Annotated in this window: 21 protein-coding genes; 15 read left to right on the plus strand and 6 right to left on the minus strand. The window is 51.8% G+C overall.

Annotated elements, in window-relative coordinates; translation table 11 throughout:
• The first annotated feature begins 82 nt into the window (after positions 1-82).
• The 6 genes from BLR00_RS14490 to BLR00_RS14520 all read left to right on the plus strand — a co-directional run bounded on the left by BLR00_RS14490 (position 83) and on the right by BLR00_RS14520 (position 6,518).
• On the plus strand, positions 83-1,498 hold the full coding sequence (locus tag BLR00_RS14490) for a dihydrolipoyl dehydrogenase (RefSeq protein ID WP_074633846.1): 1,416 nt from the start codon (positions 83-85) through the stop codon (positions 1,496-1,498).
• Positions 1,499-1,851: 353 nt separating this feature from the next.
• A complete protein-coding gene (locus BLR00_RS14495; RefSeq protein ID WP_074633847.1) occupies positions 1,852-2,121 on the plus strand; it encodes a CopG family ribbon-helix-helix protein in 270 nt (89 codons plus the stop codon).
• Positions 2,112-2,384: a type II toxin-antitoxin system RelE/ParE family toxin gene (locus BLR00_RS14500; RefSeq protein ID WP_074633848.1), complete on the plus strand. Its 273-nt coding sequence runs from the start codon at positions 2,112-2,114 to the stop codon at positions 2,382-2,384. Before BLR00_RS14495 ends, BLR00_RS14500 begins: the two co-directional genes overlap by 10 nt.
• 492 nt (positions 2,385-2,876) lie before the next feature.
• Positions 2,877-3,359, plus strand: a complete 483-nt coding sequence (locus BLR00_RS14510; RefSeq protein ID WP_074633850.1) for a hypothetical protein — start codon at positions 2,877-2,879, stop codon at positions 3,357-3,359.
• Positions 3,360-3,361: 2 nt separating this feature from the next.
• Positions 3,362-3,751 (plus strand): SirB2 family protein, encoded by a 390-nt coding sequence (locus tag BLR00_RS14515; protein ID WP_074633851.1) that lies wholly within the window; start codon positions 3,362-3,364, stop codon positions 3,749-3,751.
• A 436-nt stretch (positions 3,752-4,187) separates the two neighbouring features.
• Positions 4,188-6,518 (plus strand): penicillin-binding protein 1A, encoded by a 2,331-nt coding sequence (locus BLR00_RS14520; RefSeq protein ID WP_074633852.1) that lies wholly within the window; start codon positions 4,188-4,190, stop codon positions 6,516-6,518.
• Positions 6,519-6,630: 112 nt separating this feature from the next.
• On the opposite strand, the gene hemB is transcribed toward BLR00_RS14520, so the two are convergent.
• The 4 genes from hemB to BLR00_RS14540 all read right to left on the minus strand — a co-directional run bounded on the left by hemB (position 6,631) and on the right by BLR00_RS14540 (position 10,526).
• Positions 6,631-7,629, minus strand: coding sequence for a porphobilinogen synthase (gene hemB / locus BLR00_RS14525; protein ID WP_074633853.1), 999 nt, complete (start codon positions 7,627-7,629; stop codon positions 6,631-6,633).
• 135 nt (positions 7,630-7,764) lie between these two features.
• Positions 7,765-8,457 carry a ribosome biogenesis GTP-binding protein YihA/YsxC gene (yihA, locus tag BLR00_RS14530; protein WP_074633854.1) on the minus strand — a complete coding sequence of 231 codons (693 nt, stop codon included), beginning with the start codon at positions 8,455-8,457 and terminating at the stop codon, positions 7,765-7,767.
• A 61-nt stretch (positions 8,458-8,518) separates the two neighbouring features.
• On the minus strand, positions 8,519-9,301 hold the full coding sequence (locus BLR00_RS14535; RefSeq protein ID WP_074633855.1) for a type III pantothenate kinase: 783 nt from the start codon (positions 9,299-9,301) through the stop codon (positions 8,519-8,521).
• A gap of 235 nt (positions 9,302-9,536) precedes the next feature.
• The gene (locus BLR00_RS14540; RefSeq protein ID WP_074633856.1) at positions 9,537-10,526 is read right to left on the minus strand and encodes a biotin--[acetyl-CoA-carboxylase] ligase; all 990 of its coding nucleotides are present in this window, start codon (positions 10,524-10,526) and stop codon (positions 9,537-9,539) included.
• A gap of 193 nt (positions 10,527-10,719) precedes the next feature.
• Between BLR00_RS14540 and BLR00_RS14545 the strand changes: the two genes are divergently transcribed.
• The 5 genes from BLR00_RS14545 to BLR00_RS14565 all read left to right on the plus strand — a co-directional run bounded on the left by BLR00_RS14545 (position 10,720) and on the right by BLR00_RS14565 (position 16,569).
• Positions 10,720-12,441, plus strand: coding sequence for a glutamine--tRNA ligase/YqeY domain fusion protein (locus BLR00_RS14545; protein WP_256324165.1), 1,722 nt, complete (start codon positions 10,720-10,722; stop codon positions 12,439-12,441).
• 324 nt (positions 12,442-12,765) lie between these two features.
• Complete coding sequence (trxA, locus tag BLR00_RS14550; RefSeq protein WP_074633857.1) at positions 12,766-13,092, plus strand: thioredoxin TrxA; 327 nt, start codon at positions 12,766-12,768, stop codon at positions 13,090-13,092.
• Positions 13,093-13,242: 150 nt separating this feature from the next.
• The gene (rho, locus tag BLR00_RS14555; protein ID WP_004179512.1) at positions 13,243-14,502 is read left to right on the plus strand and encodes a transcription termination factor Rho; all 1,260 of its coding nucleotides are present in this window, start codon (positions 13,243-13,245) and stop codon (positions 14,500-14,502) included.
• 161 nt (positions 14,503-14,663) lie between these two features.
• Positions 14,664-14,888 carry a 50S ribosomal protein L31 gene (gene rpmE / locus BLR00_RS14560; protein ID WP_074633858.1) on the plus strand — a complete coding sequence of 75 codons (225 nt, stop codon included), beginning with the start codon at positions 14,664-14,666 and terminating at the stop codon, positions 14,886-14,888.
• Between the two features lie 199 nt (positions 14,889-15,087).
• Positions 15,088-16,569: a M48 family metalloprotease gene (locus BLR00_RS14565; protein WP_256324166.1), complete on the plus strand. Its 1,482-nt coding sequence runs from the start codon at positions 15,088-15,090 to the stop codon at positions 16,567-16,569.
• Between the two features lie 79 nt (positions 16,570-16,648).
• Here the strand turns inward: BLR00_RS14565 and BLR00_RS14570 are convergent, their stop codons facing one another.
• On the minus strand, positions 16,649-17,311 hold the full coding sequence (locus BLR00_RS14570; RefSeq protein WP_074633859.1) for a glycerophosphodiester phosphodiesterase: 663 nt from the start codon (positions 17,309-17,311) through the stop codon (positions 16,649-16,651).
• Between the two features lie 64 nt (positions 17,312-17,375).
• On the minus strand, positions 17,376-18,206 hold the full coding sequence (locus BLR00_RS14575; RefSeq protein WP_074633860.1) for an alpha/beta hydrolase: 831 nt from the start codon (positions 18,204-18,206) through the stop codon (positions 17,376-17,378).
• A 75-nt stretch (positions 18,207-18,281) separates the two neighbouring features.
• On the opposite strand from BLR00_RS14575, the gene ppa reads away from it, so the two are divergent.
• From ppa to BLR00_RS14595, 4 genes are all read left to right on the plus strand, one after another.
• Positions 18,282-18,830: an inorganic diphosphatase gene (gene ppa / locus BLR00_RS14580; RefSeq protein ID WP_074633861.1), complete on the plus strand. Its 549-nt coding sequence runs from the start codon at positions 18,282-18,284 to the stop codon at positions 18,828-18,830.
• Positions 18,831-18,974: 144 nt separating this feature from the next.
• On the plus strand, positions 18,975-19,580 hold the full coding sequence (locus BLR00_RS14585; protein WP_074633862.1) for a GNAT family N-acetyltransferase: 606 nt from the start codon (positions 18,975-18,977) through the stop codon (positions 19,578-19,580).
• Between the two features lie 146 nt (positions 19,581-19,726).
• The gene (locus tag BLR00_RS14590; protein WP_107797597.1) at positions 19,727-20,464 is read left to right on the plus strand and encodes an intradiol ring-cleavage dioxygenase; all 738 of its coding nucleotides are present in this window, start codon (positions 19,727-19,729) and stop codon (positions 20,462-20,464) included.
• Positions 20,465-20,512: 48 nt separating this feature from the next.
• Entirely contained in the window at positions 20,513-21,265 is a 753-nt protein-coding gene (locus tag BLR00_RS14595) for a hypothetical protein (RefSeq protein ID WP_143007660.1), read from the plus strand.
• The last annotated feature ends 87 nt before the right edge of the window (positions 21,266-21,352 follow it).

Here is a 21,352-nt window from a genome sequence, read left to right on the forward strand (position 1 = left end):
AACCCTGACAGAAATTCATGTGAATTTCTGGAAACCTGGATCAGATCTTTCGACATAAAACCTCACTACCGGAGAAATCACCATGAGTGAAATATTCGATGTCATCATTATCGGTGGCGGCACTGCGGGGCTTGCTGCCCTGCGGGAAGTGAAAAAGCGCACCCATAATTTTGCCATCATCAACGACGGACCATGGGGAACGATCTGCGCCCGGGTGGGCTGCATGCCTTCCAAGTTACTCATCGAGGCGGCAAATGCCTTCCACCATCGTGGCACCTTCGAAGAATTCGGTATCCGGGGCGCCGGCGGTCTCACACTCGATATCGCCGCCGCGCTGCGACGCGTACGCCGGTTGCGTGACGATTTTGTCGCCAGTACACTAAAAGCTACCGATACTCTGGGTAAGCGCGCCATTTCCGGCCGTGCGCGCCTGCTTGACGCTGGCAGACTGGAGGTAAACGGACGAGAACTCCGGGCGCGCAACATTATCATCGCCACCGGATCGCGCCCGATCGTACCGGCCTCCTGGCGCACGCTGGGCAAACAATTACTGACTACAGATACATTGTTCGAACAGGAGTCCTTGCCTTCACGCATGGCGGTGGTCGGCATGGGTCCCATCGGCGTCGAGATGGCGCAAGCGCTTTCCCGGCTTGGCGTGGAAGTGACGGCATTTGGTGAAAACAACACCATTGCCGGATTAAGCGATCCGCAAATCAATGCTGTTGCGCGAGAGCTTTTGGGACGTGAATTTCCTTTGTATCTGGGGGAGAAAGCTGACCTGGACGCCGTAGGCAACGGTGTGCGGGTAAAATCAGGAGCTACGGAAATTGTCGTCGACTGTGTGCTTGTCGCCTTGGGCCGTCGCCCCAATATCAACGGCATCGGGCTTGAGACGCTGGGTGTGGAACTGAACAGTCAAGGCTTGCCGCCGGTTGATCCGCACACCATGCAAGTGGCCGATCTGCCGGTTTTCATGGCTGGTGACGCCAATCAGCAGATACCCCTGTTGCACGAGGCGGCCGATGGAGGACACATAGCCGGGATCAACGCCACCCGCCCCACTCCGGTTTATTTTACACGCCGGACACCGCTTGCAATAGTTTTTGCCGATCCCGGTATCGCAACAGTAGGCAACGGCTTCCAGGCGCTCAATGGCAAAAAGACACTATCGGGCGAAGTGCGCTTCGAACACCAGGGCCGTGCCCGCGCCGGTCAACGCAACAAGGGTATCATGCACCTCTATGCGGAGCCGGAAAGCGGCCGGCTGCTCGGTGCCGAGATGTGTGCGCCCGCTGGCGAGCATATGGCACACCTGTTGGCGCTGGCTATTGATCGTTCGCTGACGGTGCAAGACCTGCTGCGGCTCCCGTTTTACCACCCGGTTCTGGAGGAAGGTCTGCGCACCGCCTTGCGCGATCTGGCGGCACAACTTCCCCCCTGCGGCGAATCCGACCTCGCTGCCTGTGACGCATTCAATGCCGACGCGCTGGATTGATTTAACCTAAATCCGGTAGTTGACCGCTCATTTAATAGATCAGTGTTATGATTAATAACAATATTTCGTATTATTTGACTCTCACCTTCCGGGTGAGGCCGCTACGGGGTGAATTGCACAGTTTTTGCGGCACATGGCTGCGTTGCAACTTCTTGGAATGGAACGACCATTCCGCGTCGTTGCGCCTTGCCCCGCACCCCAAAAACCGCACACTTCACCCCGTCCAACTACCGGATTTAGGTTTAATTTGATCAGGCGCAACCGGGGCGTACCGGTGCATATTGGTATGGAAAGCAGTCTGACAACGGCTTATAATCACATGTATACAATTGACTACGCAGGAGTGAACGGTTATGACGCAATCAGTCTCCATCCGGCTCGACGACGAAGTTTTGAACAAGCTCGACATGCTTACCAAAACTACGGAACGATCGCGTGCGTGGCTCATGGCTCATGCCGTGGAGCAATACGTACAACATGAAGCCTGGCAAATCGAGGCCATTCAAAATACATTGGATAAAATCAGGCAAGGCAATTCCAAATTTGCCGACGAGGAACAGACTGAACAGTGGTTGCAAAGCTGGGGTAGTAGTCAGGAACTAAAAGCGCCGGCATGCAAATAAAGTGGCATGAAAATGCCATCAGTGATCTTGTCTCGTTGCGACAATACATTGCACTGGATAACCTGCATGCCGCGCGACGCATAGGCGGCAAAATTCTTGAGTGTGTCAAATTACTCAAGGAACATCCGCTGCTTGGCAAAGCCGGGCGCATCCACGCTACCCGCGAACTTGTCGTGACCGGTACGCCCTTCACAATCGTTTACTTGCCTCAGGCTGATTCAATCACCATTCTACGGATTTTCCACCAGATGCAGCAATGGTAGGGATAACCGACAGGATACGAACGATGACTTGATGATGAGATTGTAAAAAAATTCAGGGGAGGCTATCCGCAGGACAGCATCATCTTCTCGGATGACGTAACCGCTGTTTTGGTGCAGCGCAAAAATGCCCTGCGCTGTGAAATGACCGACACAGCCAGATGTCCCAACTACTCTACTCGCGCTTTTCTTCAGCTTCCATCGACCTGAGATTGCGGATTTCCGCGCCGTGGAGCAGTTCAAACTAATTTGCCTGCCGTACTGCAAAGCTCTGCGCGAAATGATCGATTTGCTCATGCGCGTGACCACAGTGAGTGTGGAAACGGTGCGTATAACAAAAGCGACGAAGCAGGCGGCACGATGATTATCGGACGGGTCGGCGCTGATGCAATTGCCACTATTGAATTCCATGAATAAAGCAGAGTCCAAGGCGGGAGCGTGTCATTACCAGCACGATACGCGGAACATACGAGCAACGTAGAGGGATTACCTGTGATGGATGAATTCGCATTTGCCAGAGTGCTCCATGTACTGGGAGTCGTGTTATGGATCGGGGGTGTGGCGATGGTCACCACTGTATTGATTCCCGCCATGGCACAAATGAAATCGGCGTCCGAGCGAACGGAGTTTTTCAGTCGTGTCGAAAGCCGCTTCGCTCCCCAGGCGCGCTTCACCACGCTACTTGTCGGCTTGAGCGGCTTCTACATGGTGCATATACTCAATGCATGGAGCCGTTTCACGGAATTGCGCTTCTGGTGGATGCATGCCATGGTCCTGGTATGGCTAATGTTTACGTTGATGCTATTCGTGGTGGAGCCCTTTGTACTGCGCCGGCGGATTAAAAATACCTCGGAGCATGACTCGGAAAAGATTTTGGCGCGAATGCGGCGTATGCATTGGGTAATGCTAAGCTTGAGTCTGATCGCTGTCGCCGGGGCGGTGGCAGGTAGCCACGGCTGGATGCTGCGCGGGGAGTAGGTATGAGCTATGCGGCATTAAAAATGATTCATGTCACCAGCATTGTGATCAGCTATCTGCTGTTTTCCTTGCGTGGCGTTTGGATGATGCGGGGATCCGCCGCATTGCAACAGCGCTGGGTAAAAATCACGCCGCACATAGTGGATACCGTGCTGCTGACCAGTGCCATTGCGCTGGCTATCATGATTGACCAGGACCCGGTAAATAACTCATGGCTCAGCGCCAAGATCGCGGGTCTGCTGCTTTATATCGGCCTCGGCATGATGGCGTTGAGATTCGGGAAAACCCGCAAAGCGAAAATTTCCGCCTGGATCGCTGCTCAGGTCGTATTTCTTTATATCGTACTGGTGGCCTTAACTAAAAACCCTGCCGTGTTTTCCTTGACGTCATAAGCAATCAACATAGACCGGATTCTAAACTTTTAGCGGTCAAAACCATATGTGACGTATTATTTTCAGCGATTACTTTATAATTGCATGCGTTCACTGTGATAGGACACAGCGGAAATAGGATTTCAATTCCGCTGGTTGCTTTCGACCCTTATACTTAGTCTCACCATTTTTTTACATCAGGATTGAAATCAGCTCCTTATAATTCCAGATAATCCATTAGGACGCGAGATGATGACGAGGCAGTTGCGAGACGATTTTGCCGGTTGCGAGAAGTTCATAGCTGGGTCTATGGACGCCGCGCCAATGGCAAGAACGGCGGCGAAAATGGCCGCAACTGGCCGCCAGCACTCGGGCAGGTTCGAGCAAGCCGCCTGATAGATTATCCGGGATAATTGCGAATGTTTATTTTGACGCTCCTCTTCAACGTTCAGCCCACATGCTAACCCGCTGGTGGGTTTATCTGATCGCCGCATTTTTTGCGGTGGGTCTGCTTGGTGTTCTACTAGTGGGTTTTGCGGCGCTGGTTACCATCCCCACACTTCCCTCGCTTGAAGCATTAACCGATTACCGCCCAAAAATTCCCTTACGCGTCTACAGTGACGAAGGTCTCCTGATCGGAGAATTTGGCGAAGAGCGCCGCCAGGTGGTTAAAATCAGTACGGCGCCAAAGCGTCTGAAACAGGCGATCCTGGCTGCCGAGGACGACCGGTTCTATCAGCATGGCGGGGTGGACTACATTGGTATACTGCGCGCCGCCTATTCCAACTTCACTTCCGGCGGCGTACGCCAGGGAGCCAGCACCATTACCATGCAAGTCGCGCGGAATTTTTTCCTGACCAAGGAAAAAACACTGACCCGGAAATTCAGCGAGGCTTTACTTGCATTCAAGATCGAACACAGTTTAAGCAAGGATGAAATCCTTGAACTTTACTTCAACCAGATCTATCTCGGGCAACGTGCCTACGGTTTCGCTGCCGCGGCACAGGTCTATTTTGGCAAGCCCCTGAATGATATCAGCCTTGCTGAAGCGGCTATGCTTGCGGGTCTTCCCAAAGCACCCTCACGCTTCAATCCGGTGGTCAACATCAAGCGCGCCAAAGCGCGCCAACTTTATGTACTCCGGCGCATGCACGACTTAAGCTATATCTCCAATCAGGAATTTAAAGAAGCGGAAAAACAGCCAATGCATGTCAAGCGCGAATCACAAGAATTCACCATGCGCGCCGATTATGTGGCGGAGATGGCACGCCAGGCAGTGTACGAACGTTACAAGGATGATGCCTACACCAAAGGTTACAGAGTCTATACGACGGTAAAAAAACTGGATCAGGAAGCAGCCAATAAAGCAGTACGTCTAGGCGTGATGGATTATGACAGGCGTCACGGCTACCGCGGCCCCGAGGCGGTTATTGATCTAACCAAAAATAGCTCTGACCGGGAGGAAATACTGGAAGATGCGCTCCAGGAAGTATCCGACAGCGGTGATATTCATGCTGCCGTGGCGCTGGCCGCTGACCCAAAATTTGTCAAGGTATACCGCAGGGGTGGAGAAATCATCGAGATTACCGGCGATGGCCTCAAGTTCGCACAAAAATTTCTTACCAGCAAAGCTGGCCCCAACCAGCAGCATATCCGCCGAGGGTCGTTAATCCGTATATGGAAGAATGAAAAGGGTGCATGGCAAATTGTACAACTCCCTCAGGTCGAGGCCTCGCTGGTTTCAATAAATTCGCGAGATGGGGCGATTCACGCCATGGTAGGCGGGTTTGACTTCAATCGAAATCAATTCAACCACGTCACGCAGGCTTGGCGCCAACCGGGTTCCAGCTTCAAACCGTTCGTTTATTCCGCCTCCCTTGAGAAGGGTTTTACGCCCGCAACCGTCATCAATGATGCGCCACTCTTTTTTACCGCCGCGGAAACAGGAAGCGAGGATTGGGAACCGAGAAATTTCGATGGCAATTTCGAGGGTCCATTGCGTATGCGTGAAGGGCTTGCCAAATCCAAGAATCTGGTGTCGATTCGTATTCTTCAGGCAATTGGTACCCAGTACGCACAGGATTACGTCGCCCGCTTTGGCTTCGATCCCAAGCAGCATCCTCCCTATTTGCCGATGGCATTGGGCGCCGGATCGGTCACACCGATGCAAATGGCGGTGGGATATGCGGCATTCGCCAATGGGGGTTTCCGTGTATCTCCCTATTTTATTAAGCGCATCGAGGATGTGAAAGGCAATATTCTGGAGCAATCGGAACCGGCGTTGGCGGCGGAAAAGGCAAAACAGATCATCGATCCGCGCAACGCTTTTCTTATGACCAGCATGATGCAGGATGTGATTCAGCGAGGTACGGCGACCAAAGCAAAACAGTTGAACCGCACCGATCTGGCTGGCAAAACAGGCACGACCAACAATCACGTTGACGCCTGGTTTTGTGGTTATCAGGCCGATCTGGTCGCAATTGCCTGGATTGGCTTCGATACGCCCAGATCGCTGGGTAATAAAGAAACGGGGAGCCAGGCCGCTCTGCCCATATGGATGAATTATATGGGCAAGGCGTTAAAAGGTGTGCCAATGGCGGCTTATACGCCCCCACCAGGCATTACGGCGGTTAAAATCAATCCCGCGACTGGCTTAAGAGACGCGGGGGGTACGATGACGGAGTATTTTCTGGAGGAGCAATTGCCGCCCGAAGCGGATAGTGTGAAGGGGGTGGACGAGGCGATCAAATCTGCGGAGGACGTAATCAGGGAATTCCTCGCTCATTAGACCCGGCAGTTGACCGCTCATTTTTAGATGAGTCCGCTGCTACCGAATTAGGCTAAACCCAGGCATTGCGGCACACTTGCAAATTACCGGTTTTTCCCGCTATTTACTCTCTCTACTTTAGCCATTCCGCCACATCCAGCGCATAGTAGGTCAGGATACCGTCTGCGCCCGCCCGCTTGAAAGCCAGCATAGCTTCCAGAACGCAGGTTTTCTCATCCAGCCAGCCATTTTGCGCGGCAGCCTTAAGCATGGCGTATTCTCCGCTGACCTGGTAAACAAAGGTGGGTGCACCGAATCGGTCCTTGACTCGCCGGACAATATCGAGATAGGGCAAGCCGGGTTTTACCATCACCATATCGGCGCCTTCTTCCAGATCCAATCCGACTTCCCATAGCGCCTCATCTGAATTGGCCGGATCCATCTGATAGGTGTATTTATTTCCCGTACCCAGGTTGGCAGCCGAGCCCACCGCATCGCGAAACGGGCCATAGAAACTGGAAGCATATTTTGCCGAATAAGCAAGAATGCGGGTGTGAATGCACTTCCGGCCTTCAAGCGCAGATCGGATCGCACCAATGCGCCCGTCCATCATGTCTGATGGCGCAACAACGTCAGCACCGGCCTGAGCATGCATCAACGCCTGCTGAGCCAATACCGCCACAGTTTCCTCGTTCATTACATAGCCATTGGCATCAATCAAGCCATCCTGACCATGACTGGTGTAGGGATCGAGTGCCACGTCGGTGATAATACCGAGTTCGGGAAAACGCTTCTTCAGTTCGCTCACAATGCGGGGCACGAGTCCCATTGGATTGACTGCCTCGGCGGCGGTGAGGCTCTTCAGGCCAGGCTCTATAACGGGGAAAATAGCCATCGCCGGTATACCGAGTTGCAAGCACTTTTCCGCACGGTACATGAGCAGATCCAGACTTTGCCGCACCACTCCCGGCATTGAGGCTACCGTTTCCTCCTGTTTCTTTCCGTCCAGTACAAATACCGGATAAATAAGATCGTCCGGGCGCAAGTGGTTCTCCCGCATCAGGCGGCGTGAGAACTCATCGCGGCGCATGCGGCGCATCCTTTTCTGTGGGAACTGGCTAAAAACTGACATAATCAACCTAAAAAAAAGAATAGATCAGATAAAAAATTAAATATGGGGAACTTGTACCCAAATTTTCTATCTTATTAACAGACGGTGTTTAATTGTCTCCCGCTTTTCCTCCCTGAGCGGGTACCTTAATCCCTATTAAGGTAGTTTGCCCCCGGTTTTATTCCCCTTTAACCGGGGGCTTTTTATTTTCGTTTTCTGGCTTTGCGCAGCATTCAATTCCTGGATCAGATTTGTATCCAATCCAAGCCAAGTACCCAGCAAGGCGGTAGCCTCTTCGACCCCTTCCCGGGTCATGCTGGAAAATAATTGTACGCTACATTGCGGATATGTTTCGCGCAGAAACAATAGTACGTCCTTGAGTATTTTTGCCGCTTGTTGCCTGCTCAGCTTGTCCGACTTTGTCAGCAACACATGCACCGGTTTTCCCGTTGACGCAAACCAGTTCAACATTTGCCGGTCAAGCGGGGTCAAAGGATGCCGCACGTCCATGATCAATACCATGCCGTGAAGAGATTCGCGAGTTTGGAGGTAGGTACTGAGCAGATGCTCCCAATGCTGGCGAATTGCAGCGGGCACTTTAGCATAACCATAGCCGGGAAGATCAACCAGAAAACGACCGCTTCCCAATTGAAAAAAATTTATGTGTTGAGTACGTCCGGGTGTTTTGCTAACGAAAGCAAGACGGGCGCGATTAGTGAGTGAGTTGATAGCACTGGACTTACCCGCATTGGAGCGTCCGGCAAAAGCTATCTCCACACCATCCGGCGGCGGCAACTGCTGCAACTGATTGACCGTGGTATAGAAAGTTGTGTGCTGAAAAACGGACATATATTTCCAGATCAGCCGCGGTGGCAAAAAAATACCGAATTACATCATTTGTAATTAGTAATCAGGGATCCAGCTTTATAGCGCCGGTAGCGGCATCCTCCATGCTTTCCCGGGCAATTAATACCAGACCTTCCAGCACCAGATCATCCATCACTCTGACATTCAGGTTAAGTTGGGATTGCAACTGCTGCGCCGCGCCACCACAAAGGATGCAGTCAGGCGCATGGCCGAGGGTGGTGGCGAGCAACGCGGCCATGCGCTCCACGGCACCTGCGAGTGCATGCACCGCACCACTGAATATGGCGTCAGCAGTGCTGTCGGGATAATCGCAAAACTTTCCTTCCTCGGGTTTTAGCGATGCGGTATGTTCCACCAATACTTTTTGCATCATATCAATACCGGGGGTGATGATACCGCCGAGAAACTCCCCGGTGTCAGAAAGCGCATCAACGGTCATGGCGGTGCCGGCATCCACTACCAGGCAGCCCTGCCGTTGCAATTCCCACGCCGCAACCAGCGCCGCCCAGCGGTCGCTGCCAAGCTGTGCGGGGTCAGCGTAATAATTGCGCACGCCACACTGGTAGGCAACGGCAGTGACCCATTGCGGCTCAATCCTCCAGCGAGAAAATAGCTCAGATAAATCCGCCTTCGCATCCGTACCGGCAACGTGGGATACCAGGATACGCGCGGGCTCCCGCAGATCTTGCCATTCCCGCTCCAGCAACGCCTTTCCGGTTTGCGCCGCCATCCCCTGCTTCAGCCAGTTGCTGCCATCATGCAGCCCCCATCTGACGTGGGTGTTGCCCGAATCAACAATCAGCAGAAGGGGTGGAGAGACTGTCATACTAACCTAAATCCGGAGTTGGACAGGGCAGAGTGGCGATTTCTGGCGAAAGGTACGGATAACGACTCGGAATGGCTATTCCATTCCAGGGAGTTGCAACGCAGCCATTACCGTAAAAACCGTCTAATCCATCCTGCAGCGAACTCACCAAAAAGGTGAAAATCATGTGGCGCAAAAAATCTTTGTGAATCATAACACTAATATGGAATATGAGCGGTCAACCACCCGACCAGGATTATGCCATCCTGCACAGCAGTATCTCGCCGCTGCTATAACCATGAGTTCCTGCCGCAGTCTGGAGCAGCAACGATCCATCGGCCGCTATGCCATGTACTATGCCTTCCTGGCTTGAGCCATCAGGCAGGCTGAGTGTGACAGGTTTATTTTCACATATATGGTGATCCACCCATTCTTTCTGGAACGGTGCAAAGCCCCGGTGCTCGAATTCCCTTAGCATCGTTATGAGTTCAATCAATAGTATCGCCAGCAATTTGTTACGGTCAGGCATTTCATCAGTGATGGAGAATATATCTGTAGCCCCCTGATCTATACGCGCCTGGATGGTGTCCGGCAATTTCAGGTTCATGCCGACACCGATCACCGCAACGGTAGGACCAAACATGTCGCCCTGCAATTCGATCAGTGTTCCCGCCAATTTACAGAAGCTAACCATCACGTCATTCGGCCACTTGAGCGCGGCATCTTTAATCCCTATCGATCTTAGCGCGCGCAGGATAGCTACTCCGACAGCAAGGCTCAAACCCGATAGAAAACTCGCACCCTGCTGGAACCGCCATAACAGGGAAAAAGTAAGACCGTCACCCAGGCCGGAATGCCATTGCCGCCCGCGCCGTCCGCGTCCGCGCGTTTGCAACTCGGCTGCGATCACATGAATACTGTCGTTACCGGGACTCGATACCATCGCAGCTTTTTGTGATAACAGGCTATTGGTGGATTCGACGATATCCAGCACTTCCAGATTAAAATTGCGCGCTTCCTTGCCGAGATGCTTCAAAATAGTGTTTCGCTCCAACCAATGCACCGGGTCAGGCAGACGATAACCGCGACCGTGCACCTTGTGCACGGTCAGACCCACTTCGTCCAGGTCGCGGAGCGCATTAGAGATGCTTGCGCGCGAGACATCCAGCCTCTGGGCAATCGTCACACCGGAATGGAAGGCACCATCGCTCAATAGACGCAGAATGGAAAAAGTAAGGGGCTTCATGACAATCAGTGTAGTGCAAATATCCTCGCCTGTGTTACTGCGGCTTATCGGGTAACTCTCTCCTCCAAATAAATTCTTGAGTCGTTTCCTGGGCTTAGACAGAAAGTTTGCCGACCCAAAAATACAATGAAAAACGTATTCAGGAGCTTCCTGAATACGATTACCACTATAATAGTTTGTCTGACGTATAAGAATGATATTCCGAGAGGCCGACTTGAAAGATAATTCCGCAGCTATCCCCGCCACGCCGCCCGTTTCCAACTTCATCCGTAGCATCATTGAAGAAGACAATCGCGCCGGCAAATGGAATGGACGGGTGGAAACCCGTTTCCCGCCGGAACCGAATGGCTATCTCCACATCGGGCATGCAAAAAGCATATGCCTCAATTTTGGCCTCGCACGTGATTATAACGGCTCTTGCCATCTGCGCTTCGATGACACCAATCCCGAGAAAGAAGAGCAGGAGTATGTCGATTCAATACTCGATTCGGTCCGTTGGCTTGGTTTCGATTGGGGAGAGCATCTCCACTATGCTTCCGACTATTTTGACAAACTTTACGAATTTGCCGAATGTCTCATCAGCCAGGGGAAAGCCTATGTGGACAGCCTCAATGCCGAGGAGATCCGCGCGCTACGCGGCACTTTAACCGAGGGTGGCAAGAACAGTCCATACCGTGAACGCGCCATTGCGGAGAATATCGACCTGTTCCGCCGCATGAAAGCAGGGGAGTTCGCCGACGGCACCCACGTTTTACGCGCCAAGATCGACATGACCTCTCCCAACATTAACCTGCGCGATCCGGTGATCTACCGCATCCGTCGCATTCATCATCACCGTACCGGCGATAAATGGTGCATCTACCCGATGTATGATTACACGCATTGTATTTCCGATGCGCTGGAGAAAATTACCCACTCGCTTTGCACGCTGGAATTCGAGGATCACCGCCCTCTCTACGACTGGGTACTGGATCAGTTGAAAGACGTTGTTCCATGCCACCCGCAGCAAATCGAGTTTGCGCGACTGAATCTAACCTATACGGTGATGAGCAAGCGAAAACTGATCGAGCTGGTTGAAAATGGTTTCGTCGATGGCTGGGATGATCCGCGCATGAATACCCTGGCCGGCGTGCGGCGTCGAGGATACACGCCCGAGTCCATACGTCTTTTTGCCGAGCGCATCGGTATCAGCAAAGCCGACTCATGGATAGATATGGGCGTGCTGGAAGACTGCCTGCGCGAAGACCTGAATGATCGTGCACCCCGGCGTATCGCCGTCCTAGAGCCGCTAAAAGTCATTATCGACAATTATGCAGAAGATAGCGAAGAGGAATGCCTTGCCCCTAATCATCCACAAAAGCCGGAGTGGGGAAAGCGCATCGTGCCGCTGTCGAAAATTATTTATATCGAGCGCGGTGATTTCATGGAAATTCCCTCCAAGGGCTATTTCCGCCTTTCTCCCGGTGCCGAAGTACGGTTGCGTTACGCTTACATTATAAAATGCGTTAGCGTCGTAAAGGATGCGAACGGAGAAATCATGGAAATTCACTGTACCTATGATCCCGACACCAAAAGCGGCACGGCGGGAGCGGAGAAACGCAAAGTGAAGGGCAATATCCACTGGCTTGCAGCGAAACATGCGCAGCAAATCGAGGTAAGGCTTTATGATCGTCTGTTTGCACAAGCGCATCCGGATGCCGGAGGAGGAGGAGACTATAAGGCGTCTCTCAATTTGCATTCGAAGAAAATCACCACCGCTTACGTGGAACCTTCGCTCAGCGAGGCTCAGCCGGAAGATCGTTTCCAGTTCGAACGTCACGGTTATTTCATCGCCGACCGCAAGGACACGGAACCGGGCAAACCGGTATTCAACCGTGCGGTAACATTGCGGGATTCGTGGGGAAAAATCGCCTGATATCCGGCGGAATCGGAATCAAACGTAAAAGGCTTTTACCCACAGGGCCGGATGTCACACCCGGATTAGGCGGTATACGCACGGTGCCAGGGTATTTTTTATATCGTGTGTCACTGATCATAATTTGATTATGATATGACGCTTCCCTTTCGCACATTTTTTCGCTAGCATAGGCAAAATATAACAATATTTAATTTTTTAGCATATAGTTTCTATGTTCTGTTATCTTATACATCTATTCTGACCGGCTCAGACGTATACACCGATACCTCCGCCTTGCCGTACGTCATTAGCCGAATATATTAACCTTTGAATGAGAGCCCCATGAGCCAGCATATCCATTACGTCTCCGATGGAACATTTGAATCCGAAGTCTTGCAATCAGCCGTGCCCGTATTGGTTGATTATTGGGCGGAATGGTGTGGTCCGTGCAAGATGATCGCACCCATTCTGGACGAAGTTGCTAAAGAGTATGGGGAGCGGCTCAAGGTGGCAAAACTTAATATTGACGAAAATCAGGCGACGCCCCCAAAATACGGTATCCGGGGTATCCCCACGCTCATGTTGTTCAAGAATGGCAATATTGAGGCAACCAAAGTTGGCGCACTATCCAAATCGCAATTGACCGCTTTTATTGACAGCCATATTTAAACCGGCTACTCTTATAACTGTTGCCTCCCTAAAGTAAGTAAAGCGGAATCCGGTTGGATCCCGCTTCTAATTCTTGCCCTACCCCATCGCCCTTCCCCAACGTTTTCTGACGCTTTACGCCTCCTGCTTTTTCACCCACGAATTCCGTCCATGCACCTATCCGACCTTAAGAACTTCCATGTCACCGAACTGGTAGAGATGGCTATTGCCAATGAAATTGACGGCGCCAACCGTCTGCGAAAACAGGATTTGATTTTCGCATTGCTGAAAAACCAGGCGCGAAAGGGAGAGAGTATTTTCGGTGAAGGCACGCTGGAAGTCTTGCAGGATGGTTTCGGGTTTCTGCGATCACCGGATACCTCCTATTTGGCGGGCCCCGACGACATCTACGTCTCCCCCAGCCAAATCCGGCGTTTCAACCTGCATACCGGAGATTCGATAGAAGGCGAAATCCGCACTCCCAAGGATGGCGAACGCTATTTCGCACTGGTAAAGGTAGACAAGGTCAACAACGAGCCGCCGGAAAACTCCAAGCATAAAATTCTGTTTGAAAACCTTACCCCGCTTTTTCCCACCCAACGGCTTCTGCTCGAACGTGACATCAAAGCCGAGGAAAATGTCACCAGCCGCATCATCGATCTCATTGCCCCCATCGGCAAGGGACAGCGCGGCCTGCTGGTGGCGAGTCCTAAATCGGGGAAAACTGTCATGCTGCAACATATCGCTCACGCGATCGCCGCCAACCATCCTGACGTTATCCTGATGGTGCTGCTGATAGATGAGCGCCCCGAAGAAGTGACCGAGATGATACGTTCGGTCAGAGGCGAAGTGGTTTCTTCCACTTTTGATGAACCGGCGGTGCGTCACGTACAAGTCGCCGACATGGTCATTGAAAAAGCCAAGCGGCTGGTGGAACACAAGAAGGATGTGGTGATATTACTGGACTCGATCACGCGTCTGGCACGCGCATACAATACGGTAGTACCTGCCTCCGGCAAGGTACTGACGGGTGGCGTCGATGCCAATGCATTGCAGCGTCCCAAGCGTTTTTTTGGTGCCGCGCGCAACATCGAAGAAGGCGGCTCCCTCACCATCATCGCCACCGCACTGGTCGATACCGGCTCGCGCATGGATGATGTGATCTATGAGGAATTCAAAGGCACCGGCAACATGGAAATCCACCTCGACCGGCGCATGGCGGAAAAACGCACCTATCCGGCAATCAACGTCAACCGTTCCGGTACCCGCAAGGAAGAATTGCTTATCAAGCCCGACGTGTTACAGAAAATCTGGGTGCTGCGCAAGCTGCTCTATCCGATGGATGACATGGATGCAATGGAATTCTTGCTCGACAAGATCAAGGCCACGAAAAACAACGCGGATTTCTTCGATTCAATGCGGCGGGTATAGGCGATGATGGATCAGGGAAATACGTCTTGTGTTCCTGATTCAAGCCCACCGGCAACCTCCACATAACAACCGCATTGTTGCAACCCCTTCCGGATTAAAGGATAATATGCCCCTTTCCGTTCCGCAGCCTGCCGGACGGGGTTAGATCAAGGACACGAACCATGAAAGCAGAAATTCATCCAGATTATCAGGAAATCACCGTGACCTGCAGTTGCGGCAACACATTTCAGACCCGCTCCACCATGAGCAAGCCTTTGCATATAGAAGTATGCTCAGTCTGCCATCCGTTCTATACCGGTAAGCAAAAAATCGTTGATACTGCGGGGCGGGTAGAGAAATTTCGCCAGAAATACGGCAAAAAGACGGAAAAACAGACAACGGCTTAACACTGTTTCCATCCCCTCTCTATCTCTATCTGTATGATGGCAGCTAGGGCGGGTGGTAAGGGTCACCAGGTAAACCAAGGGCAGCTTCGAGCTGCCCTTTTTTATTTCCTGCAACTTTTTCGTATTTCAATCGTTAACCTAAATCTGGTAGTCGGTAGCGAATTCACCAAAAAGATGAAGATTAGGTTGATATAGCGCCATGAGGACTTCATCCACACCTGGATTTATCGTTGCGCTCAGTACGATACTTCTATTTGCGGGTTGCGCGATAAATCCGGTTACCGGCAGCCGGAACTTCACTCTCATGTCGGAAGCCGACGAGATGAACAAGGGGCGGCAGGCCGCCGCGGAAATTCAGAAGAAATATGATAATTATGATCTGCCCGCCCTCCAGAACTATGTTAATACAGTCGGACAAAAACTCGCCAAAAAAAGCCACCGGCCGCAGCTCGAATATCATTTCACGGTCGTCGACAGTCCTCAGGTAAATGCTTTTGCCCTGCCCGGCGGTTATATTTATGTCACGCGCGGCATACTGGCATATCTTAACTCCGAAGCCGAACTTGCCGCCGTGCTGGGGCATGAGATTGGCCACGTGACAGCGCGCCACAGCGTACGGCAATATAGCGCCGCTACTGCCGCCAATGCCGCTGCCACTGTCGGGGGCCTGGTGGCGGGAATATTTATGCCGCAACTGGGCGGGCAACTGGCACAAGGCTTTCAGAGCCTTCTAGGGTTTACCGGCAGTGCCCTCCTTTCGGGCTATGGCCGTAGCCACGAGCTGGAGGCGGATCGTCTGGGTGCCGAGTATCTTGCGCGAAGCGGCTATGATCCGCAGGCAATGATCAAGGTCATTGGCGTGCTGAAAAATCAGGAGCTATTTGACATTGAAGTCGCCAAGCAGGAAGGCCGTGAACCGCGTCGCTATCATGGCATTTTTGCCACTCACCCCGACAATGACACACGCCTGCAGGAAGTGGTTAGCGAAGCGAACCAATACATCGAACCGGCTGGCACGGATGATCGTCGCGCGGAATTCCTGCGCCAAACCGACGGGATGGTATTTGGCGATGCGGTCAACCAAGGGGTTGTGCGAGGAAGTACGTTTCGGCATAAAGAGATGGGGTTCATGTTGTCGTTTCCTCCCGATTGGCGTGTACGCAACAAGCCCGATGAAGTTGTGGCGACCAGTCCCGATGGGGATGCGCTGATGGCATTGAGTCTCTTCGATACGCCCCGCGGTTCCCCGGCTGATTTTGCCCGGGAACGCTTTCGTCTTGAATCCTCCGATCAGATTTTATCGATGACCAATAACGGCTTGCCTGTCGCTGTTGTGACCTCCACTACACAGAATGGAGAGCCGTTCAAGGCAGGCGTGATTTACCACGACAGCAAGGCATATCTTCTTGCGGGGAAAAGCGATTCTCCCGCCGCGTTCGATCGTTACCGCGCGGTAATCTCCAACGCGATTGAAAGTTTCCGCGCGCTCACCGATGCGGAGCGAGAATCCATCAAACCGCTTGAAATCAGAACCATCACTGCCAGGAAAGGTTTGAGCTACACTGAGTTGGCACGGAATTCTCCCCTGGGTGTAAACGCCGAAAATTACTTGCGTTTACTTAATGGCCAGTATCCTGAGGGCGAGCCGGTGCCCGGCCAGAAAATCAAAATAGTCAAATAAGCACTTCGCTTGCAAGATAACTATCGGCTTTCTTCCGTGCTTTTAGCCAACCTGAAACGCTTTTTTTTCTCAATGCAAGCTACGCATTCTGGGCTAAAAGGGGATAGTCGGTAATCACGCCATCCACACCGAGCTCCCGGCAGTAGTCGTGCTCCATTTTTGTCATCGGACCATAGACAAAATTACGAAAACCATCCATAGCCGCCTGCTTCAACAGGCTATCATCCAGAACATCATAATCCCACACAATATGATTGACCCTGGGATTGCCATCACAATCAGAATCAGCCAGCAAGGAATTTAGCGTTTGTGGCCGATGCGCCACCAACAGGCCGCAATTAACCATAAGAGATGACGCGCAGATTGCAACCAGATCGTGACGGAAGGAGCTGACGACAATCCGATGGCTGGCCTGATGCTTTTCAAGCACTCTTATGACCGAGGATAATGCCCTCGTTGTCTTGATCTCGATATTCCACAGGATGCCGGAGAATTGCTCCAGCGCTTCATCCAGCGTTGGCACCTCATGTCCTGAAGCCTGTTCGATGTCTCTGCGGGTGAGATCGGCCACGGCTTGCCCCGATGCAATCACACGATCATGAATCAGTACCGGCAGACCATCAAGACTGATGCGCACATCAGTTTCGATGCCGTTTACACCCAGCGCTACCGCGGCTTCAAAAGCAGCCAACGTATTTTCAGGAACTGCGGTGTGTGCGCCACGGTGAGCTATTACCAGCATGATATAGTCCAAAGAAAATTTAATCCGTAAAACATAGTTGCAGCTATTCCTCTTTATAGTAAAGCTATGGGACCGCGCCTAAGTTTGCATCAATAAACTTTCTCAACGCTTCCACCCAGTCTTCCCGCATGAAAATAAATCCATTGTTGTGACCGCCCTGCAACCGCAGAAATTGCTTTGGTTCAGGTGCGGCCTGATACAGCGCCTCGCCATGCGTGAACGGCACAATGTCATCCTGTGGACTATGCGCGACGAACACCGGGCAAGTAACAGTTCGCAAATAGTCAATCGTACTATATTCAAAACGGGATAACAGACGTACCGGCAAAAAAGGGTAAATCTTCGCCGCCATGTCGGGGATGGAAGTGAATACGGAGGCAAGTACCAGCAATGCCGGTTTTTCTCGCACCGCAAGCCACGCCGCCACTGCGCCGCCCAAGGATTCACCGAATAATACAACATGCGTTGAGGGAATTTCTTTTGTTTCGGTGAGGTAACGCCACGCCGCCCGAGCATCAAGATAGGTACCGGACTCGGAAGGAGATCCGCTACTCTGACCATAGCCGCGATAATCGAAAATGAGGGTGTTGTAACCAAGGCGATGAAACATCAGCAGATAGTCCATGCGATGCGAAATATTGCCGGCGTTTCCATGAAAGAACAATACCGTCCCCGTTGCAGCTGGGACAGGGATAAACCAGCCATGCAGGGATTCACCATCCGAGGTAGCAATTTCCACAGACTCGTAACCAAGTCCCCGGTCATCAGGTGTTTCGATGACATTTCTTCCGGATCCCGGATAATAGACAAGGCTCGATTGGGCGAAAAATATCAATGCTGCCAATGCAGCATAGGCGATTGCAGCCATAATGGATAAACTGAACAACATGCGCATGGACGGAAATCGGGTAATCTCTCAGACTCATAGTTATAATAGACATTTTTCAGCCACCAAGAACAGGAACTTAATATGAATCTCGACCGGGTAAATTCTGGCCGTGACGTGCCCAATGATTTCAACGTCATCATAGAAATACCCATGAACGCCGACCCCATCAAGTACGAAGTGGATAAGGAGACCGGCGCGATGTTTGTGGATCGTTTCATGTCTACATCAATGCACTACCCATGCAACTACGGCTATATTCCTCACACACTGTCGAAAGATGGTGATCCGGTGGATGTACTGGTGATTTCGCCGGTTCCGCTCATTTCCGGCGTGGTAGTACGCTGCAGGCCGCTGGGCATGCTGAGAATGACTGATGAAGCCGGTGAGGACGCCAAAGTGCTGGCCGTACCCATAGATAAGCTATGTGGCCTCTACCGCAAAAAAAAATCCTACGACGATTTACCTGAGCTGGTGCTCTCGCAAATCGCACATTTCTTCGCGCACTATAAAGATCTGGAAACGGGAAAATGGGTCAAAATAAATGGCTGGGCTGGCGTCAAAGATGCCAAAGCGGAAATCATGAGCGGGGTCAAGCGTTATAACTCTGCTAAAAAGAAGCCAATGTTTTAGAACTCGTCGCAATGCAACGTAATTTTTGATCCGGCGTGCAAAGCACATCACTATTGATTCGAGCTGGATTCCACACCAAATCCGGAATGACGAAATTCCTGATACTTGTTACCCATATAAATAGCAGCATGAGCATACGAAGAAATGAGCTGGCTTGAACCGGTGGAGTTGAAGGGGGCGATTGTAACACTTGCCCCTCTCGGGATTGATCACGTCGAACCGTTGAAGGCTGCTGTACAGGATGGAGAGTTCTGGAAACTCTGGTTTGCGAAGGTACCCTCGCCGGAGCAAATGGAAAGCTATGTGATGCACGCCGTTGAAGATGCAGCGAAAGGAAATATCGCGTTTGCTGTCAGGCTCAATAAAACAAACCGGATTGTTGGCACCACCCGTTTTTATAACGTTGATGAGTTAAACCAAAGGCCAATGCTAGGCTACACCTGGTATGCAAAATCAGTGTGTAAAACAGGCGTGAATAGTGAGAGCAAGTTTTTGTTACTTCGATATATTTTTGAGCAAAAAAATGCTATCGCGGTGGAGTTTAGAACACATTATTTTAATCATATCTCCAGAACTTCAATTGAAAAGCTGGGGGCAAAACAAGACGGGGTTCTACGCAACCACCAAAGAATGCCTGATGGCTCAATCCGGGATACGGTTGTTTATTCAATACTTCAGCATGAGTGGCCAGCAGTGAAAAACAACCTGTTGAGCAGGCTCTTGGCTAACTACCATGGCACCCCGGAATAAATTACGCCTCAATGGTATGTTGTATTGCCACCTGAAATAAACTTGAGTTACTCGCTTCAGGAACTTCGGGAATGAGTAATCATCAAAGTTTACTGATGGAATGGCATTAGCGGTTTACCGCTGATCCAAAATTTATGAGAGGGAGCATGAGCGCTGATGATTACCAGGAATGGCTGTTAAGCCGACGAAAAATGCTGACCCTGCTGGGAGCAGCGGGAATAAATATGCTCACTGGCTGCTCGTCTCGCGGCTCCGGTACCAGGGAAGTCAATGGAAGGATACTTTCCTGCATTGTCACCCCCCAGCAGACCGAGGGTCCCTATTTTGTTGACGAGCGCCTGCATCGTCCGGATATCCGCTCCGATCCCTCGGATGGCTCGATAAGAGAAGGATTACCTCTTGCGCTCGAAATTCATGTTTCCTCAGTAGATAAAACCGATTGCAAGCCGCTTGCGGGTGCTGTTGTGGATATCTGGCACTGCGATGCCCAGGGAGTTTATTCGGACGTTATGGATAGTGGTTTTAATACCGTTGGCAAGAAATTCCTGCGCGGCTATCAAGTCACAGATACAAACGGCAGCGTTCGATTTACGACTATCTACCCCGGCTGGTATTCGGGCAGAACCCCCCATATCCACTTCAAGATTCGTACCGATCCAAAATATATGCGAGCCCGTGAGTTCACGTCGCAATTCTACTTCGACGACTCCATAACCGATCATGTTTATGCAACGCAGCCGTATGCCCAAAGGGGCCCGCGCGCGCCGAGAAATAAGGGGGATGGTATTTTCCGATGGAGTGGAGGAGACCAACTGATACTGACGCTCATCAAAAGTGATACAGGTTATGTTGGATCATTCAATGTCGGGCTGGAAATAAGCTAACCAGGCACCCCACCCTCACCCATCCGTAAAACCGCTCCACAGATCCGGGTGGCGATAGGAGAAAGCATGATTGCAGGAAAATCACCCGAGACCTGGTACTGGTCACACGACATTGAATCAGATCAAATCGACAGCATAGTTGTGCCGGGCATGAATCTGATGCGGCTGTCGAGCTATGGCACGGGCAGTCACCGACGGTTCGCCGCGCTGATCTTCAAGGATTCCGGACTCGATCACAGTTACACGCTCGATCTCGACGCCGCCGCGATTGAAGTTCTGCCGCGTGAAACCGGAGCCCGGCCCGCCACCATCACTGTCGATATCAGCGGGTCACAGCGACGCTTTTCGTTGGTTTTGCAAAAGGAACCGGGGCCACTGTCCAGCGTTCATCTCGATCTGGATGAGGTCACTGTGCGCAAGTTCCTCGACGGCCACCACGGCATCTCCGACTTTGTCACGTATGTCGCGGATGGGGTTCGTAAATATGCCGTGATTCTGGAGGAACGATCTGGATCATCATGGTTTTTAACCGGCCTCACCGCACACGAACTTGATACTAGGCTCGCCGAACTGGGTGCCAGCTTGCTGCGTGTGCGCGCCTACGTCGAGGACGGTCAGCAGCGATTCGCTGCGATCGCTGAGCAACCAGGCGCCGGCAAATGGGCATGGTACGCCGGCCTTGATGCTGACGCAGTGGCCAGTAAACTTGACGCCAATAATGCCTACCCCTTTGATCTGGACGCCACGCGCGACGAGCGCGGCGTTCGCTTCACGGTGGTCATGTATCGTAACAAGCCGTAACATCGCCGCAACACGCGATGCTTCACCCTGGCACTGTAAGCAATCGAACACCAATACCTGAGAATTGAATTGCCTGGGTCCAGCCAG

Source organism: Nitrosospira multiformis (genome assembly GCF_900103165.1).
Taxonomy (GTDB): domain Bacteria; phylum Pseudomonadota; class Gammaproteobacteria; order Burkholderiales; family Nitrosomonadaceae; genus Nitrosospira; species Nitrosospira multiformis_D.

Excerpts from the sequence above, each read along its gene's own strand:
- BLR00_RS14490 (WP_074633846.1), top strand. The coding sequence starts at position 83 with ATGAGTGAAATATTCGATGTCATCATTATCGGTGGCGGCACTGCGGGG.
- BLR00_RS14495 (WP_074633847.1), top strand. The coding sequence starts at position 1,852 with ATGACGCAATCAGTCTCCATCCGGCTCGACGACGAAGTTTTGAACAAG.
- BLR00_RS14500 (WP_074633848.1), top strand. The coding sequence starts at position 2,112 with ATGCAAATAAAGTGGCATGAAAATGCCATCAGTGATCTTGTCTCGTTG.
- BLR00_RS14510 (WP_074633850.1), top strand. The coding sequence starts at position 2,877 with ATGGATGAATTCGCATTTGCCAGAGTGCTCCATGTACTGGGAGTCGTG.
- BLR00_RS14515 (WP_074633851.1), top strand. The coding sequence starts at position 3,362 with ATGAGCTATGCGGCATTAAAAATGATTCATGTCACCAGCATTGTGATC.
- BLR00_RS14520 (WP_074633852.1), top strand. The coding sequence starts at position 4,188 with ATGCTAACCCGCTGGTGGGTTTATCTGATCGCCGCATTTTTTGCGGTG.
- hemB (WP_074633853.1), bottom strand. The coding sequence starts at position 7,629 with ATGTCAGTTTTTAGCCAGTTCCCACAGAAAAGGATGCGCCGCATGCGC.
- yihA (WP_074633854.1), bottom strand. The coding sequence starts at position 8,457 with ATGTCCGTTTTTCAGCACACAACTTTCTATACCACGGTCAATCAGTTG.
- BLR00_RS14535 (WP_074633855.1), bottom strand. The coding sequence starts at position 9,301 with ATGACAGTCTCTCCACCCCTTCTGCTGATTGTTGATTCGGGCAACACC.
- BLR00_RS14540 (WP_074633856.1), bottom strand. The coding sequence starts at position 10,526 with ATGAAGCCCCTTACTTTTTCCATTCTGCGTCTATTGAGCGATGGTGCC.
- BLR00_RS14545 (WP_256324165.1), top strand. The coding sequence starts at position 10,720 with ATGATATTCCGAGAGGCCGACTTGAAAGATAATTCCGCAGCTATCCCC.
- trxA (WP_074633857.1), top strand. The coding sequence starts at position 12,766 with ATGAGCCAGCATATCCATTACGTCTCCGATGGAACATTTGAATCCGAA.
- rho (WP_004179512.1), top strand. The coding sequence starts at position 13,243 with ATGCACCTATCCGACCTTAAGAACTTCCATGTCACCGAACTGGTAGAG.
- rpmE (WP_074633858.1), top strand. The coding sequence starts at position 14,664 with ATGAAAGCAGAAATTCATCCAGATTATCAGGAAATCACCGTGACCTGC.
- BLR00_RS14565 (WP_256324166.1), top strand. The coding sequence starts at position 15,088 with ATGAGGACTTCATCCACACCTGGATTTATCGTTGCGCTCAGTACGATA.
- BLR00_RS14570 (WP_074633859.1), bottom strand. The coding sequence starts at position 17,311 with ATGCTGGTAATAGCTCACCGTGGCGCACACACCGCAGTTCCTGAAAAT.
- BLR00_RS14575 (WP_074633860.1), bottom strand. The coding sequence starts at position 18,206 with ATGCGCATGTTGTTCAGTTTATCCATTATGGCTGCAATCGCCTATGCT.
- ppa (WP_074633861.1), top strand. The coding sequence starts at position 18,282 with ATGAATCTCGACCGGGTAAATTCTGGCCGTGACGTGCCCAATGATTTC.
- BLR00_RS14585 (WP_074633862.1), top strand. The coding sequence starts at position 18,975 with ATGAGCTGGCTTGAACCGGTGGAGTTGAAGGGGGCGATTGTAACACTT.
- BLR00_RS14590 (WP_107797597.1), top strand. The coding sequence starts at position 19,727 with ATGAGCGCTGATGATTACCAGGAATGGCTGTTAAGCCGACGAAAAATG.